This is a genomic window from Streptomyces griseofuscus (assembly GCF_014673495.1).
GTDB lineage: Bacteria > Actinomycetota > Actinomycetes > Streptomycetales > Streptomycetaceae > Streptomyces > Streptomyces murinus.
Genome location: NZ_CP051006.1, coordinates 314190 through 329401, shown reverse-complemented (window position 1 = coordinate 329401; position 15212 = coordinate 314190). Strand labels below are relative to the sequence as shown.

Genomic DNA, 15212 nt, shown 5'->3' with positions numbered 1-15212 from the left:
TTCGACTTCTCTGGCGGGATTCTTTCCGCGAACCGCAACCGATGCCGGTAACTCTCGTCAGGGCTCTGCGACTCGGGCGGTCCGGGAGCGTCGTGCCGGTCGTTGCGGGCGGGCCACCGCCGCGAGGGCCGAGCAGGTGAGCCGAAGGGCCATGTCGTCGTACCGGTGCGCTCTCCCGTCTGGGGCTTCCGTGGTCGTGTACACGCTTGGCGCCGCGGCACGACACAGGGGAGGCGTCTCTTTGGTGACGTGAGCAGGTCATGTATTTCCGAGAAGGGTCGATCGGACCTCTGCGGGCTTTTTCCGGCCAGGGAATTGTCCGGCACCGTTACGGAGAAGTGCCTGCCCGCCCAGCTCGCCTCCTGGTGGTCGACTAAGAGTTCATCTCATTTGGCGAGCCTGCGGTAGCAGATCAGGGTGCACGCGAGGCTCGTAAAGGCGAGGAAGTGCTCGGCTTTGCGCTCGAAGCGACGGTGGAGACGACGGCATCCGGCGAGCCAGGCCATCGTGCGTTCGATGGTCCAGTGGTGCCGGCCGAGCCGCTGCGAGGTCTCGACTCCCTTGCGTGCTATGCGGTGCCGGATGCCCCGCTGGGATAACCATCGCCGCAGGTGGACGTACTCGTGTCCCCTGTCGGCGTGCAGTTTGCCAGGCTTTCGTCGACGGGCGCCTCGCCGGGAGAGGATCGGCGGTATGCCCTTCACGAGCGGGATCAGTGCCTGGCTGTCGTGGACGTCGGCACCGGAGATGTCGACAGACAGGGGCAGACCGGTCCGCTCGGTGATCAGGTGGATCTTCGAGTGATGAAGATCGATCAAGAGGACGAGCAGACTTCGCTGGTGCGCAGGTGGGGGCTGCCGTTGAGTGTCGCCGCCGGTGTCGCGGCGTTGAGCGTCGGGGCGGTGAGCGTCTTTGGTGGGGAGGGGGCCGCCGAGCCGGTCCAGGCCGGCAGTGGTGGAAGTCCGACGAGTGCCGCCGCGTCACCCGGTCCGAGCAGGGGCTCTTCGAGCGCCGGAGCGGGTACGACGCCGTCCTCGGCGCCTTCGGCCTCTGCGCCGTCCGCAGTTACCGTCACCAGCGCGACCACGACCCCGATCAAGGCGGGCGTCGACAGGATCCTGTCCTCGTGCCTGGGATCGGATGCCGGGAGGTTCCACCCGGTGATCGCCGTCCGTACCCCTGCCGCCTCCAAGGACTGGGACGGCACGGTCATCGCCGTCGACGCGGCCGGGCAGTACGTGCAATGCCAGACCAAGGGCGAGCGGGGCAGCAGCCCGGACGTCCCGCCGACGTTCATCAACGACCGCCTGTGGGGCACTGGTCACATCGTGGAGTACTTCGACGCCGTCGGCCAGTCGGCCGGGAAGGGGCGGTACGTCTCACTCGGCGCCGGACATTACACAACCGGCGTAGCCAAGATGACCGTCAGCTATGGCGAGGACCCGAAGCAGTACCCCGTGGTCATGGCAGGTGGCGCGTTCTTCTACACGGCGTCCTTCTCCACCGGGTCGTCCACCGCCAAGCTCATCGCTGCGATGTCGACCCCGTATGTCCACGCCTACAACGCGACCGGCAAGGAGATCTACAACCAGAAGAAGGACCCTCGGTTCACCGACGCCTCCGAGTAGACCGGTCCTGTGACTGCCCCCGCTGATGCCCCGGTGACAGTGCCGGGGCACCAGCGACTTCGGCCGGCTTCGTGTTCACCGCGCCGCCCTCGGCGTATCCCTCCTTGCCCGGTGAGCGCTGCACGACTTCATTCCCGTTGTACCAGCTCCGCCACCTCCAGCTTCAGAGCCATCGCGACACCGCTCCATGCCTGGGCGCACGGTTGATCAGCTATTCACGCGGCGTGCTCCTGTTGGCGGTGCGGGCGGTCCTGTGTCCTACGGTCCATGCACGTCCCCCAGCCAGGTGACGCAGCGTCGGACCTGCGGGCGCCGTTCACCGGCAGCATGGAGAAACGGAGGATCCGGCGCCGTGAGACACGCCGGTGGAGGCGTGGAGAGGCGCGGCCGATGGCCCTCTCGCGGCCCGCGGCGGGGCACGGCGTCGGGAGGGCAGAGGAAAGGCGCACGGACTCGGTCGGTGCGGTCAGCCGCAAGCCGTCGGCCCGCAACGGGACGGAGCGTGCAACGCGAGCCGTCGAGGCACTGCGACCCAGGCACGCCGGATGGGGACTTCGATGTCCCGAGGGTTCACTCCCTCCAGGTAGGGCGGTGCCGCGGTGGCGTCGGCTCAGGCGGATGCCGCGCTCGGCGACCATCTGGACCAGCCCCGTGCGTATCCAGTGCGTGGTCGCCGCCAGCCCGTCGCGCGGCCCGGTCAGGACGCGTCCTTCGCCCGCCCGGGAACGATCCGGGATCTGCGCCCCGGGTCCGCGCACCTGCACCTGGTAGGGGCGGCGCCCGTCCGGCAGCCGGACTTGGGTGAAGACATCCGAGGGCGTGGCGAGGCCGAACGGGATGACCCGGTTGAGTGCCAGGACCGCGACGGTGTGCTCCGACTCCTCTACTCCAGGCGGAATCGCCACGACGTTCCTGGCCCTACGGTCCACGATGGCGTACGTATCCTCGCCCGGACCCCCGAAATGGCCCGGCCGCTACCGGGTTTCGAGGCCGTGCCGCCGTCACGGCGCAACGCGATGTGGCTGTGCCTGCTGCACCCGGCGATGCGCGGCTTCTACGCCGACCGGGAGCAGGTGCTGCGGGACATGGGCGCCCACCTGCGCGCGGTATGGGCCGCGCACCCGCAGGACCGGGAACTGTCCGGCCTCAACGCCGAGTTCGACACGCGGACGAGGATTTCGCCCGCTTGTGGTCGGAGCGCCAGGTCAGCGTACGACGTACCCGCCGAGTGTCCTCCGCCGCAGCATGTTGTGCAGGATGTCGTCGGTGATGACCGGGGTCCGGCCGCCGTGCCTGCCCTTGCGGTCCGCGGTGTCGAGCCCTCCCGCATGGACTCACCGGTGTTCTCCCGTTCTCTCGCCCTCGCTGCGAAGAACGCGGACAGCGCCTTGGGAGGCCGATGTTGGCGTAGAGGCCGGGCAGGGCCCCGGCGAGCATCTTTCAGGGCCTCGGTTCGCCACCCCACTGGGCGGTGGCGACCAACGCTTGGGAACCAGTCATATCGCCGGGGCTGGGTTAGCGGGCCCCGCCCGTCCGAGCGCTGTCGGGCCCGCCGGTGAACGGAAAAGGCGTCCTGCTACCTTCGACCGGACGACCCGGAGCGTGCGGCGGTCACCCATGCCTCGACATCGTCGGCGGCCCGCGGCAGAGCCGACGAGAGGCAGACGGCGCCGTCGGCGGTGATGAGGAAGTCGTCCTCGATGCGCACACCGATGCCGCGCAGGAACGCGGGGATCGTCAGGTCGTCGGGCTGGAAGTACAGGCCGGGCTCCACGGTCAGTACGTGACCCGGCTCCAGGACACCGTCCAGGTATGCGCTGTCGCGGGCGCCGGCGCAGTCGTGGCAGTCCAGGCCCAGCATGTGTCCGGTGCCGCAGACGGTGTAACGACCGTACAAGGACCGGTCGTGCGGGCCGGGGCCGCCCGGGCGCAAGCCCCAGGCGTCCAGGCCGTCGGCGATGACGCGTGTTGCGGCGTCGTGGAAGTCACCGAACCGCGCGCCGGGCCGCAGCGTGGCGATGGCTGCGGTCTGGGCCGCGTGCACCAGGTCGTAGACCCGGCGCTGTGCGTCGGTGAAGCGTCCGCCGATCGGCAGGGTGCGGGTCACGTCGCCGGTGTAGCAGGTGTCAGTCTCCACGCCGGCGTCCAGCAGGAGCAGTTCGCCGTCGCGGACGGCACCGTCGTTGCGCGTCCAGTGCAGGACGCACGCGTGCGCGCCGGCTGCGGCGATGGTCTCGAAGCCGAGGCCGTAACCTTCCAGCCGGGCTCGCCTGTTGAACGTGCCCTCGATCCAGCGCTCGCCGCGTGCGAGCCGCACGGCCGTGGGGAGTTCGTCCGCCACATCGTGGAAGGCGGCCACGGTGTGGTCAACGGCCGCGCGCATCTGCTCGACCTCCCACTCGTCCTTGACCAGCCGCGACTCCGCCAGGAACGCGAGCAGTTCGGACTCCTCCTTCGCGGCGGCCGGCACCACGGCGTCGACCAACGTGTCCTGGCCGCGCACCACCCGGGTCGGGACGGGCGAGGCGAGGGCGCGTTCGAGGCCGTCGCGCGGGAGGACCGTGAGGCCCAGCGCGTCGGAAGTCTCCGCCAGGGTGCGGCGCCGGCCGACCCAGAACTCGCCGTAGCGGCGGTCGCGGTAGAACTCGGTGCCGTCCGGGCCGCGGCCGCGTGGGGAGCGCGGCCGCGTGAATACGGCGGCCTCATGGCCGCTGCCCGTCGGTTCGAGGACGAGGACGCTGTCCGGGACTGCGCAGGCGCCCTCTTCGGCGGTGAGGTGGAGGAACGCGGAATGCGGGCGGAACGCGTAGTCGAAGTCGTTGCTCCGGGTCTTCAGCCCACCGGCCGGGACCACGATCCGCTCCCCGGGGAAGCGCGCGGACAGCCGCGCGCGGCGTTCGGCCGCGTACGCCGCTCCTGAGAGCGCCGGCGCGGCCTGGGCCGGATCGGCCCAGCCCCGCGTGAAGCACTCCGCCAGCGTCGGTGACGGCGTGCGGTCGTGGCTCGCGCCCGCGCGCTGCCGTACGTCTGCTTGATCCACCGTCAGCTCCCTCCCTCGGCAAACCCGTCGCGGGCGACAGTAACATTTCACATGGTATAGAACCAGAGCCGGACGGCGCCGGTCGGCCCAAGTGCGAAGGCCCGTGCGACGTCGAGGAGTTGGGTCACCACAGAACGATCCCGGGCGCTGGCAGGTCCACGCCGCTCGCGTGGACACAAGCGGGCGGGTCGGTGAAACGCGAGGCCGGACACGCCCGTTGCCGGTCCTGACACCCGCCGTGACACATCCTGAGGGGGCGTCGCCCACGTCGGTCAGGCCGTCGGCCGGCGGCATCAGCAGACCGCCGTACCTGTACGCGCGGCGGCGGGGTTCACCGCCCGGCAGCATCCGTACCCACCGCACGTTATCGGCTTCTCGCTCAGGCAATGCGCGGACGACCTGGCGCACCGGCACTCGCACGCACCGGTGTTATGGGTGGGCCGGAGACAATGCTGGGCCCCGAAGCATTGCCCGTGATTTCCCCTCAGTGAAATGTTACATACCGCTGCCCGTCTCCTTGGGCGGCCTCCCCTCCTCTCCTTCCCCACTGGAGACCTGATGCAGTCTCGACCACTCCTGCCCAGAATCCTGGCCGCCGGGCTGGCGGCCGGAGGGCTTGTCGCGAGCCTGATGACCGCCCAGGCCGCCGCGGCCCCCCGAGTGACGGGGCCTCTCCCGCCTGCCGCGGCACCTTCCGCGGCCGTAGCGGCGGCCAGAGAGCACGGAAAGGTCACACCGACCGGACCCGAGCTCGGTCGTTCCCAAGCCGCCACCACGCGGGCGAAGCCATTGCCCGCGGAGCTCCGCGGACAACCGGCCGCCCTGGATTCGGCCAAGCCGTCCAAGCCACACCTGTCCGGGCACGCAGCACCCAACGCGGCAGGTGCCGGGTGCACCACAGCGGACTTCGCGAACCGGTCCGGCAACGACCTGGTGTCGTACATCAAGACAGTGGACTGGAGCTCCTGCCTCAACCCGCTGTTCAGCCTGACCGGTGCGGACGCGCACGCGGTGTTCCACCAGTCGCAGATGCTCGCGGTGGCGAACGGAATCACGAGCGCGGCCGGTTCCTACACCGGTGACGACTCCGGTGGCCTGTACGAGCTGATGTACTTCATGCGCGCCGGCTACTACGTGCAGTACGGCGACTCCCAGGATGTCGGCACCTACGACTCCTCACTGCGCGACGCCCTCGAGCAGGGGCTGGACACGCTGTTCGCCAGCAGCCACGCGAACGACGTCAGCGCGGGCAACGGCGGTGTGCTGGAACAGGCGTTCGTCCTCTCCGACAGCGCGCAGGCGCAGGCCGACTACCTGAAGGTCTACTCCCGGTACCTCGACGCCTACGACAGCGGCACCTGGGACGCCGTCCCGGAGATGGACCGGGCGCTGAACGCGATCTACACCCCGCTGTGGCGCGGCCCGTCGCTCCCGGACTTCGTCACCGCGATCACCGCCGACCCCGGCATCACCGACACCCTCTACGACTTCACCCTCGACCACCGCGACCTGCTCGGCGGCGGCAACGACGTCCTCGACTCCAACGCGGGGAACGACCTGGCCAACTTCATCCAGATACCGGCCCTCCAGAGCAGGGTCCGCCCGCTCATCAAGGGTCTGCTGGGCGGCTCGTCCATCACCGGCCCCACGGCCAACCTGTGGGTACACGTCGCCTATCGGGCCGACATCGGGGATCCGGGGCAGTGCTCCTACTACGGAGTCTGCGATCTGGCGAAACAGCTCACCGCGGCCGCCCTGCCGATCAACTACCCCTGCGCCGACTTCACCGTCATGGCGCAGGCGCTCACGGCGACGGAGCAGACCGCCGTCTGCACGAGCCTGACGAACGAGGTGAAGTTCTACCAGAACCAGGTCAAGACCACCACGCCGATAGCCGGTGAGTACTTCGACCTGAAGATGGTCATCTTCGGGAGCAAGACCGACTACGCGACCTACTCGTGGGCGATTTTCGGAAACGACACCGACAATGGCGGCGAGACACTGACCGGCACGCCCACCGACCCCCACAACATCGCCTACTCCATCCTCTACCAGTGGCCGACCGACAACGGCTTCCCGGCCAACGCCTGGAACCTCAACCACGAGTTCGCCCACGTGCTTCAATCCGTCTACGACATGAAGGGTGACTTCGGCACCCAGGTCACCGTGCCGGACGTGTGGTGGATAGAGGGCCAGGCAGAGTACATCTCCTACACCTACCGCGGCATCACCGACGACGGCGCGATCACCGAGGCCGCCAAACACACCTACAAGCTCAGCCAGCTGTTCCAGAACACCTACGCCATCGACGACGAGACCCGTACCTACCCGTGGGGCTATCTGGCCGTCCGGTACATGACCGAGCAGCACCCCACCCTGGTCCAAGCCATGCTGGCCAAGATGCGGACCGGGGACTACCAGGGCGCCTACACCGTCTACAACAGCGTCGGCACCGGCTACGACGCCGACTTCGACGCCTGGCTCGACACCCTGACCGGTGGCAGCGGCCACGGCTCGGCCACGGCGTGCACCGATTCCAACACCCAGGCACTGGACCGCAACTGCTACCGTTCCGGCCAGTCCAGGGTGGCGGGTGACACCGACTACTTCTGGATCTACCTGCCGGCCGGCACCACCACCCTGAAGGTCACCACCAGCGGCGGCAGCGGCAACGCCGACCTCTACTACGACCCGGTGACATGGGCCGGTCCGACCGCCTACACCAAGAGATCCACCGGCTCCGGCAACACCGAGAGCCTCACCGTCACCAACACCGAGGCAGGTTACCGGTACATCAGCCTGTACGCGGTGACCGACTTCAGCGGGGTCACGGTCACGACCTCCTACTGAGCCTTCGGCACCGGCACCGACTGATCCGAGGCCGCGGCCTCGGCGGCGAACCGGCCGCTCGTCTTCTTCGGCCTACGTACGCGAGGTCCGGTGATGACGGGCGGCCCACGCCTGGAAGTGCGGAGCCCGGGCGATGAGTTCCTCGTAAGCGGCCAAGGCGGCACCGAAGAGTGTCTCCGCCATCTCGTCGGACACGCGCTCGCGGTGCCACACCAGGACGTAGCGGCACCACAGGGGCGTGCCGGCCAACGGCTTGACGACCACGCCCGGGTACGGCTTGCACGTCGCCTGGACGACGGAGACCCCCAGCCCGTCCGCGATCATCCGTTGCAACTGGTCGCGGTCCCCGAGGAACTCGTGTACCGCGGCGGGGGAGAAGCCGGCCGCCCGGAAAGCTTCGTAACAGACGCCGGGCCAGCCCGCACCGTCGTCAGGTGTCAGGAACCAGGCGTCACCCGCCAGTTCGAGCAATGACACGTCCCATCGCGCGCTCGCCGGGTGGCCGACGGGCAGGGCGACGAAGCTCGGCTCGGTGACGATGCCACGTCGCACCACGGCCTTGGAATGCCGCAACTCGCTTCCCGGGTAGTCGACCGCGACGCCGACGTCCTGTCCGCCCCCCTCGATCAGAGCCACGATCTCGGCCGAGGAGTAGACGCTGCTCACCTGCGTGGTCAGCGCCGGCAGGACGGCGCGCGCCCGTTGCAGAAGGCCCGGCAGAATGGGTGTGTTCGTCGCGGCCAGCCGCAGCACCCGCTCGGCCCCGAGCCGTTCCGCGGTCGACCGCCACCCGATCGCGTCGGCCAGCGCCACCACTTCGCGCGCCCGCACCACGACTTCGACGCCGAAGCGCGTCGGCGTCACCCCCGCATTGCCCCGGACGAACAGGTCCGCGCCCAGCAGCCGCTCGATGCGCATCAGCTGGCTGCTGACCGCCGGCTGCGAACACCCGAGGACCGTCGCTGTCCTGCCGAGACTCAGCGTGTCGGCGATCGTGCACAGAATCCGCAGGTGTCGGAGCTCGAGTTCCATCAGCACCCGTCCCTGATCTATGAGGTGTGCGCCGGTGCCACTGCCGCCCGTGGGCTTCGGCAGCTCCGGTGCGGGTGCTCAGGCTTCCGGCGGTCGGCTTCCACGATGTCGAGCGTGCTCACCGCGAGAGCCGCGGCCGGGCCTCTTGCAGTGCCCCGGCGCGATCGCTGAAGCTGTTCGGGATAGCGAACGCACCAGTCGCCGCTCCGTACGGTATAGCGAACGGAGGTGGGAGAGAAGAGGGAAGAGCGTGAGTGTCTCCGAGGGTTCGATCCGGGGCATGCTGGCCGTCAACCTGAGGCGCGCGAGGACTCGGCGAGGGCTGACGATCTCCGAGCTGTCCCGACGTTCGAAGATCGGAAAGGCGACCCTGTCGCAGTTGGAGTCCGGCACGGGGAATCCCACCATCGAGACGGTTTTCAGCCTGTCGCGCGTGCTGGAGGTTCCGATCTCCGATCTGCTGGACGCCCGGCCCTCCGACGGGCTGGTGACGGTGCGCGGCGAGGACGTGGAGGTACTCAGGGGCGAGAGGGTCGACCTGCGCCCACTGCGGCGGATCGAGTCGGGTGACGCCGTCTTCGAGGTCTTCGACCAGCGGGTGCGCGACGGCGGCCGACAGGATTCCCTCGGGCACGTCGGGACGGAGCACACCGTCGTGCAGGCCGGCAGGCTCGGCGTCCAGGTGGACGGGCGCGAGGTGGAGCTGGGTCCGGGCGACTACGTGGGATTCGACGCGGCGCTGCCGCACAGTTACACGGCACTCGGCGGCGAGGTGCGCTCGGTGCTGCTGCTTCAGTACGGAACGGATCAGCGGCTGCACCTGTCCGCCCCCGAACCCGGCGTCCCCTGCGCGGGGCCGGCGACGGGGACGGGGCCGGAGCTCGCCGTAGGGAACTCCGGCCGGGTGTGACCGTTGACTCGTCCGACAGGGCGTCATAATCTCCCGTTCGTTCGGTATAGCGAACACTGGGGGATCGGTGGAGAGAACGCGAGTAGCGGTGCTGGGTGCCGGGATCGTGGGGGCCGCCTGCGCCCGTGAGCTGGCCCTGGCGGGCGTCCAGGTCACCGTCGTCGACCGCGGCGGCGCCGCCCAGGCGACCACCGCGCACGGCGAGGGCAACGTGCTGGTCTCCGACAAGGCTCCCGGACCGGAGCTGGAGCTCGCCCAGATGTCCCGCAGGCTGTGGCCGCAGGTGCTCGCCGGCATCGCCGAGAGCTCCCCCCGCGCGGCGCGCGCGGTGGAGTGGGAGCCCAAGGGGGGCATCGTCGTGGCGACGACGGATGCCGGGGCCGTTGAGCTGACCCGGTTCGCCGACGCGCAGCGCGCGGCGGGTGTGCGCGCGGAGGTTCTCGACGCCGACGCGCTCGCCGCGGCCGAGCCGTGGGTCACCCGCGACCACACCGCGGCACTGCGTTATCCCGACGATGCCCAGGTGCAGCCCGCGGCGGCGGCCGCCGCCCTGCTCACGGACGCGTTGCGGGCCGGCGCGGAACTGCGGACGGGATGCGAGGTGGTCGGCGCGGTCGTGCGCGCGGGGCGTCTGACCGGGGTGCGTACCCCGGCCGGTTTCATCGAGGCCGATGCGTTCGTCAACGCCGCGGGACCGTGGGCCGGCGAGCTGGCCGCCCGCCTCGGCGCACCGGTGGACGTCCGCCCCCGCCGCGGCGATGTGCTGGTGACCACGCCGCTGCCGCCGACGGTCTTCCACAAGGTCTATGACGCCGACTACGTGGGTGCGGTCGGCAGCAGCGCCGAGCAGTTGCAGACGTCGGCGGTGGTGGAATCAACCCGTGGCGGCAGCGTCCTCATCGGCTCCTCGCGCCGGCGGGTCGGCTTCGACGACCGGCTGCGCCCCGAGGTTCTGTCCGGCATCGCCGCCAAGGCGTTGCGGCTGTTTCCCGGGCTGGCCGGTGTCCCGGTGATGCGCGCGTACGGAGGATTCCGGCCTTATGTACCCGACCACCTGCCGATCATCGGTGCCGACCCGCGCCTCACCGGCCTCTGGCACGCCGGCGGTCACGAGGGCGCCGGAATCGGCCTGTCCGTGGGCACTGCCCGGCTGTTGCGGAACTTGCTGCTGGATCAGCCGACGAAGATCGACGTGCACGCGTTCCGGGTGGACCGCCCGGCCGTGCTGGGTGTGAAGGCACAGCCCGCCAGTGAGGAGAGGGCATGAGCCCGAGACGTGTCCGTGCCGAGACCGACGCGGTGGGGCGGCGGGAGCGGCCGCTGCTGATCACCGTCGACGGCGAGGCCGTCGGGGGCATCGACGGCCAGACCATCGCGGGAGTGATGCTCGCGGCGGGCCGTCTTGGCTGGCGCCGCGGAGTCTCCGGCGCCGCCCGAGGGGTGTTCTGCGGAATCGGCGTCTGCTTCGACTGTCTGGTGACCGTGAATGCCGACCGTGACGTGCGCGCCTGTCGCCGCCGGGCCCGTGATGGCGACGTGGTGACCCTTCAGTCCCGGTGGCCCGGCATACCGGGGACCGCGCGGGAGTCCGGATCGGAGGACAGGTGACACCCCCTCATGTGACCGTCGTCGGCGCGGGTCCCGCGGGCCTCGCTGCGGCGGAGACCGCGCTGATCGCCGGCGCCGAGGTGACACTGCTCGACTCGGCGGAACAGCCCGGCGGTCAGTACCACCGCATGATGCCGGACGCCTACGCCGCCGCCCGGCCGGAGCGGCTCCAGCATGGTTGGCGAGCCTTCGACCGGCGCCGTCGGTGGGTGCTGGAGCATCCGCGCTGCACTTGGTGGCCGGACACCACGGTGTGGGCGCTGGAGCGCCCGGCCCCGCACGAGCCCGGACCGCCAAGGGTCCACGTCCTGCGCGGGCCGGCCGATGGCGCTGACCGGCGTCGTCTCGGGCTCGACTCCGACGCGGTGGTGCTCGCCGTCGGTGCCCACGACCGGGTGCTCCCGTTCCCCGGCTGGGAACTGCCCGGTGTGTTCACCGGCGGCGCGGCGCAGGCGCTGGCCAAGGGCGAGCGGGTGGTGGTCGGTGACCGGGTGGTGGTCGCCGGCACCGGACCGTTCCTGCTTCCGGTGGCCGCGTCGCTGCTGGAAGCAGGCTCCAGGGTGCTGGCAGTGCTTGAGGCCAACGCGACGCCCACCGTGGCGCGCGGCTGGTCGCAGCGCCTCTGGGAGCTGGCTGCGCAGGCCGGGAAAGCCGGCGAGCTCGTCGAGTACGCGGCGGCGCTGGTACGGCATCGGGTGCCCTGTCGGACGGGCCGAGCCGTGATCGAGGCGCGCGGCGACGGCCGGGTGGAGGAGGTCGTCACCGCCCGGTTGCGCGGTGACTGGTCGGTGGTGCCGGGGAGTGAGCGCACCATCGCGGTCGACGCGGTGTGCGTCACCCACGGTTTCAGTCCGCAGTTGGAGCTTCCGGTGGCCGCCGGTTGCGCGCTGCGCGGCTCGTCGGCCGGCGAGTTCGTGGACGTCGACGATGACCAGCGGACCAGCTGTCCCGGGGTGTATGCCTGCGGCGAGATCACCGGAATCGCGGGCGCCCCGGCCGCACGGGCGGAGGGCGCGCTCGCCGGGTGGCTGGCCGGCGGCGGTGATCCGGCGGCCCCCGCCCTGCGCCACCTACGCCGCAACCGGGACCAGGGCAGGGCCTTCGCCGAGCGGTTGGCCCGGGCGCACCCCGTCGGTGCGGCCTGGCCCGGGTGGCTGCGGCCGGAGACGGTCGTCTGCCGCTGCGAGGAGACCGACTACGCGTCGCTCTGCCGAGCCGTCGCCCATGCGGCGACTGCCGCCGCGAGAGTCGTCAAGCTGGAGACACGAGCCGGCCTCGGCCCGTGCCAGGCCCGCATGTGCGGGCCCACAGTCGCCGAGCTCAGCGCGCGACTGCGCGGCGAGCCCCTCGACCGGCCGGTCGAGGGGCTGCCGGTGGCCGGCCCGCACCACCGGCCGATCGCCCAGCCCATCCGGCTCGGCGAACTTGCCGACTGCCCGAGCCTGGACCCCGAATGACACGATGGTCCGCCGGCGCCGGCACAGTGCTCGTCGCTGACCGGCCGGGAGCGCCGCGACCCGCGCCGAGGTCGCGGCGGCCGGCGACTCGGCTCCGGCACGGGGGTCCTGGGGCGCTCGGCCCGGGCTCGCGCCGGGTCGAGGCCGCGGCTAGCGGGCTGCCGTGCCCGCCATCGACGACGTAGCGGGCCGACGAGGGTGCGATCCTCACGCGGCCACAGGTCGAGCCCGTGCGGCACCGCATCGAGCGAGGCGGCGCCGCACAGAGGCGAGCGGCCCTATGGATGCGCGGGTGCCAAGGAGTACGTGCGGCCACTGGTGTAGAACGCCAGGGCCTCGTGTCCTTGTTCGCGCGGGCCGTGGCTGGAGGCCTTGACTCCGCCGAAGGGCAGATGGAAGTCCACGCCCGTGGACGGGGCGTTGACGCGGATCATGCCGGTGTCGAGGTGGTCGAGACCGTGCAGCACCGCGTCGAGCGAGGCGGTGTGCACGGAGGTGACCAGACCGTAAGGGACGGAGTTCGTCATCCGTACCGCGTGGTCCAGGTCCTCGGCGGGCAGCAGCGCCGCCAACGGCCCGAAGACCTCCTCGTTCAGCAGCCGATGGCCCGATGGCACCTTCTCGACGAGCGCGGGGGCCGCGTACCAGCCGTCCGGCCTCGCGGAGACGGCGGCGCCCACGAGCTCGGGCAGGCCTTGTCTCGCCTGGAGCACGCGATCGCGGGCCTGCCGGCTGATGACCGGTCCGCACACCGTCGCCGGATGGGCGGGGTCCCCCGCCGGCCGCGCTCGCAGCGCCTCGGTGAGAGCCTCGCGCAGCGGATCGAGGGCCGCGCCGACCGCGATGACACGGCTGGTGGCGGTGCACTTCTGCCCCGCGTATCCGGCGATCGCGTCGGCGATGTGCCCAGCGGCCCGGGTGATGTCCGCGTCGGGCAGGACGATCGCCGCGTTCAGACCGCCCATCTCGGCCTGCACCGGGATGCCTCGCTCAGTGGCGGTGCGGACGACTCTCCGGCCGACCCCCGTGGAGCCGGTGAAGGAGATCACGTCGGCGGCGGAAACGACGGCGGCCCCCTCGGAAGCCCCTCCGGGCAGCACGGTGAACACCCCCGGGGGTACGGCTCGGTGGACGATCTCGGCCAGGCGCTGGGCGCAGGCTGTCGCTTCCGGAGCGGGCTTCAGGACGACGGTGTTGCCGGTCGCGAGCGCCGGGGCCGCCTTCCAGGCGGGGATGGCGAAAGGGAAGTTCCACGGCGTGATCAGCCCCGCGACACCGTACGGGCGTCGGCGGGTCAACAACAGCCCCCCACCGGCGGGCTGTTCGTGGACGGCGCCCTCGGGCTCGAAGGGGGCCTGCGCGTAGTACCTCCAGATCGCGGCGGTACGTGCTATTTCGGCACGTGCTTCGGTGAGTGGCTTCCCCACCTCGCGTACGGCGAGGGCTGCCAGTTCTTCCGCGGCGGCGTCCACGGCAGCGGCGACCGCACCCAGCGCCGCCGATCGGGCGGCCGCGCCGACCGCGAACCAGCCGGGCTGGGCGGCGCGAGCTTGTTCCACGGCGCGGACCGAGGCGAAGACCCCCGCAGCGGGGACGCTGACCAGGACGTCGGACGGATCGGCCGGGTTCTGCGAGATGATCGGGGCCGGGACGGTGGTCACAGGAGGAAGCCTCCGGGGAAGGGATCATCCGGGTCGAGGAAGTACTGGGCGGTGCCCGTGATCCAGGCACGCCCGGTGATGCGGGGAATGACGGCGGGCATTCCGCCGACCTCGGTCTCCGCGATGAGACGGCCGGTGAACTCGGTACCGATGAAGGACTCGTTGACGAAGTCGCGGTGCAGCGGCAGCGCACCGCGGGCGTGCAGCTGGGCCATGCGTGCCGATGTGCCGGTGCCGCACGGTGAGCGGTCGAACCAGCCCGGTTTGATGGCCATGGCGTGACGGGAGCGGTGTGCGTCGGAGCCAGGGGCGGCGAGGTAGACGTGCTTGACCCCGGCGATGCCGGGCTGTTCCGGGTGAACAGGCCGGTCCGGTGACGCGTCGATCGCGTCCATGATGGCAAGCCCCGCCGTGAGCAGCTCGCCCTTTCGTGAGCGGTCGAACGGCACGCCCAGCGCGCCCAGTTCGACGAAGGCGTAGAAGTTCCCGCCGAAGGCGAGGTCGTACGTCACCGTTCCGTACCCCGGCACGTCCACTTTTCGGTCCAGGCCGGCACAGTAGGCGGGGACGTTGGTGAGCGTCGCCGACTTGGCCGCGCCGTCCTCGACGTGGACGTCCACGGTGACGAGTCCGGCCGGGGTGTCGAGGCGGACGGTCGTGGTGTCGGTGACGGGGACCATGCCGGTCTCCACGAGGACGGTGGCCACGCCGATGGTGCCGTGTCCGCACATCGGCAGCACCCCGGAGACCTCGATGTACAGCACTCCGTAGTCTGCGTCGGGGCGCGTCGGTGGCTGGAGGATCGCGCCGCTCATGGAGGCGTGACCGCGTGGCTCGTACATCAGGAGCGTGCGCAGGTGGTCCATGTGCTCGATGAAGTGCAGCCTCCGCTCCGCCATCGTGGCTCCGGGGATCACCCCGACGCCACCGGTGATCACGCGGGTGGGCATGCCTTCGGTGTGCGAGTCGACGGCGTGAAAGACGTGACGGGTACGCACTGAACGTCCCTTCCTTTGAGCCGTTCCG

Annotated in this window: 12 protein-coding genes and 2 pseudogenes; 7 read left to right on the top strand and 7 right to left on the bottom strand. The window is 70.7% G+C overall.

What is annotated here, in order from left to right:
- Positions 1-386: 386 nt before the first annotated feature.
- Both HEP81_RS01610 and HEP81_RS41125 read right to left on the bottom strand, forming a co-directional pair.
- Positions 387-800, bottom strand: a pseudogene (locus HEP81_RS01610) (IS5 family transposase); the annotation flags it as partial.
- Positions 801-814: 14 nt separating this feature from the next.
- Entirely contained in the window at positions 815-1099 is a 285-nt protein-coding gene (locus HEP81_RS41125; protein WP_233359838.1) for a hypothetical protein, read from the bottom strand.
- Positions 1100-1160: 61 nt separating this feature from the next.
- Here HEP81_RS41125 and HEP81_RS41120 point away from each other — a divergent pair, with 61 nt between their 5' ends.
- The gene (locus HEP81_RS41120) at positions 1161-1628 is read left to right on the top strand and encodes a hypothetical protein (RefSeq protein WP_233359837.1); all 468 of its coding nucleotides are present in this window, start codon (positions 1161-1163) and stop codon (positions 1626-1628) included.
- Between the two features lie 755 nt (positions 1629-2383).
- Here the strand turns inward: HEP81_RS41120 and HEP81_RS41115 are convergent.
- Positions 2384-2527, bottom strand: a pseudogene (locus tag HEP81_RS41115) (AraC family transcriptional regulator); the annotation flags it as partial.
- Between HEP81_RS41115 and HEP81_RS41110 the strand changes: the two are divergent.
- The gene (locus HEP81_RS41110; protein WP_455754020.1) at positions 2498-3187 is read left to right on the top strand and encodes an MmyB family transcriptional regulator; all 690 of its coding nucleotides are present in this window, start codon (positions 2498-2500) and stop codon (positions 3185-3187) included. The pseudogene HEP81_RS41115 and the gene HEP81_RS41110 overlap by 30 nt on opposite strands.
- 17 nt (positions 3188-3204) lie before the next feature.
- On the opposite strand, the gene HEP81_RS01595 is transcribed toward HEP81_RS41110, so the two are convergent.
- Positions 3205-4668, bottom strand: a complete 1464-nt coding sequence (locus tag HEP81_RS01595) for an aminopeptidase P family protein (RefSeq protein WP_037652237.1) — start codon at positions 4666-4668, stop codon at positions 3205-3207.
- Positions 4669-5601: 933 nt separating this feature from the next.
- Between HEP81_RS01595 and HEP81_RS01590 the strand changes: the two genes are divergently transcribed.
- Positions 5602-7518, top strand: coding sequence for a M9 family metallopeptidase (locus tag HEP81_RS01590; RefSeq protein ID WP_243279255.1), 1917 nt, complete (start codon positions 5602-5604; stop codon positions 7516-7518).
- Between the two features lie 72 nt (positions 7519-7590).
- On the opposite strand, the gene HEP81_RS01585 is transcribed toward HEP81_RS01590, so the two are convergent.
- Positions 7591-8550, bottom strand: a complete 960-nt coding sequence (locus tag HEP81_RS01585; RefSeq protein WP_037652241.1) for a LysR family transcriptional regulator — start codon at positions 8548-8550, stop codon at positions 7591-7593.
- A gap of 250 nt (positions 8551-8800) precedes the next feature.
- Between HEP81_RS01585 and HEP81_RS01580 the strand changes: the two genes are divergently transcribed.
- The 4 genes from HEP81_RS01580 (at position 8801) to HEP81_RS01565 (ending at position 12525) form a co-directional block, all read left to right on the top strand.
- Positions 8801-9460, top strand: a complete 660-nt coding sequence (locus tag HEP81_RS01580; RefSeq protein WP_207748324.1) for a helix-turn-helix domain-containing protein — start codon at positions 8801-8803, stop codon at positions 9458-9460.
- Between the two features lie 67 nt (positions 9461-9527).
- Entirely contained in the window at positions 9528-10727 is a 1200-nt protein-coding gene (locus HEP81_RS01575) for an NAD(P)/FAD-dependent oxidoreductase (RefSeq protein ID WP_037652243.1), read from the top strand.
- Entirely contained in the window at positions 10724-11068 is a 345-nt protein-coding gene (locus HEP81_RS01570) for a (2Fe-2S)-binding protein (RefSeq protein WP_051849928.1), read from the top strand. The genes HEP81_RS01575 and HEP81_RS01570 overlap by 4 nt, the downstream gene beginning before the upstream one ends.
- A complete protein-coding gene (locus HEP81_RS01565; protein ID WP_037652245.1) occupies positions 11065-12525 on the top strand; it encodes an FAD-dependent oxidoreductase in 1461 nt (486 codons plus the stop codon). The genes HEP81_RS01570 and HEP81_RS01565 overlap by 4 nt, the downstream gene beginning before the upstream one ends.
- Positions 12526-12803: 278 nt before the next feature.
- On the opposite strand, the gene HEP81_RS01560 is transcribed toward HEP81_RS01565, so the two are convergent.
- Both HEP81_RS01560 and HEP81_RS01555 read right to left on the bottom strand, forming a co-directional pair.
- On the bottom strand, positions 12804-14186 hold the full coding sequence (locus HEP81_RS01560; protein ID WP_037652247.1) for an aldehyde dehydrogenase family protein: 1383 nt from the start codon (positions 14184-14186) through the stop codon (positions 12804-12806).
- Positions 14183-15184, bottom strand: coding sequence for a proline racemase family protein (locus HEP81_RS01555; protein WP_037652248.1), 1002 nt, complete (start codon positions 15182-15184; stop codon positions 14183-14185). Before HEP81_RS01555 ends, HEP81_RS01560 begins: the two co-directional genes overlap by 4 nt.
- Between the last annotated feature and the right edge of the window lie 28 nt (positions 15185-15212).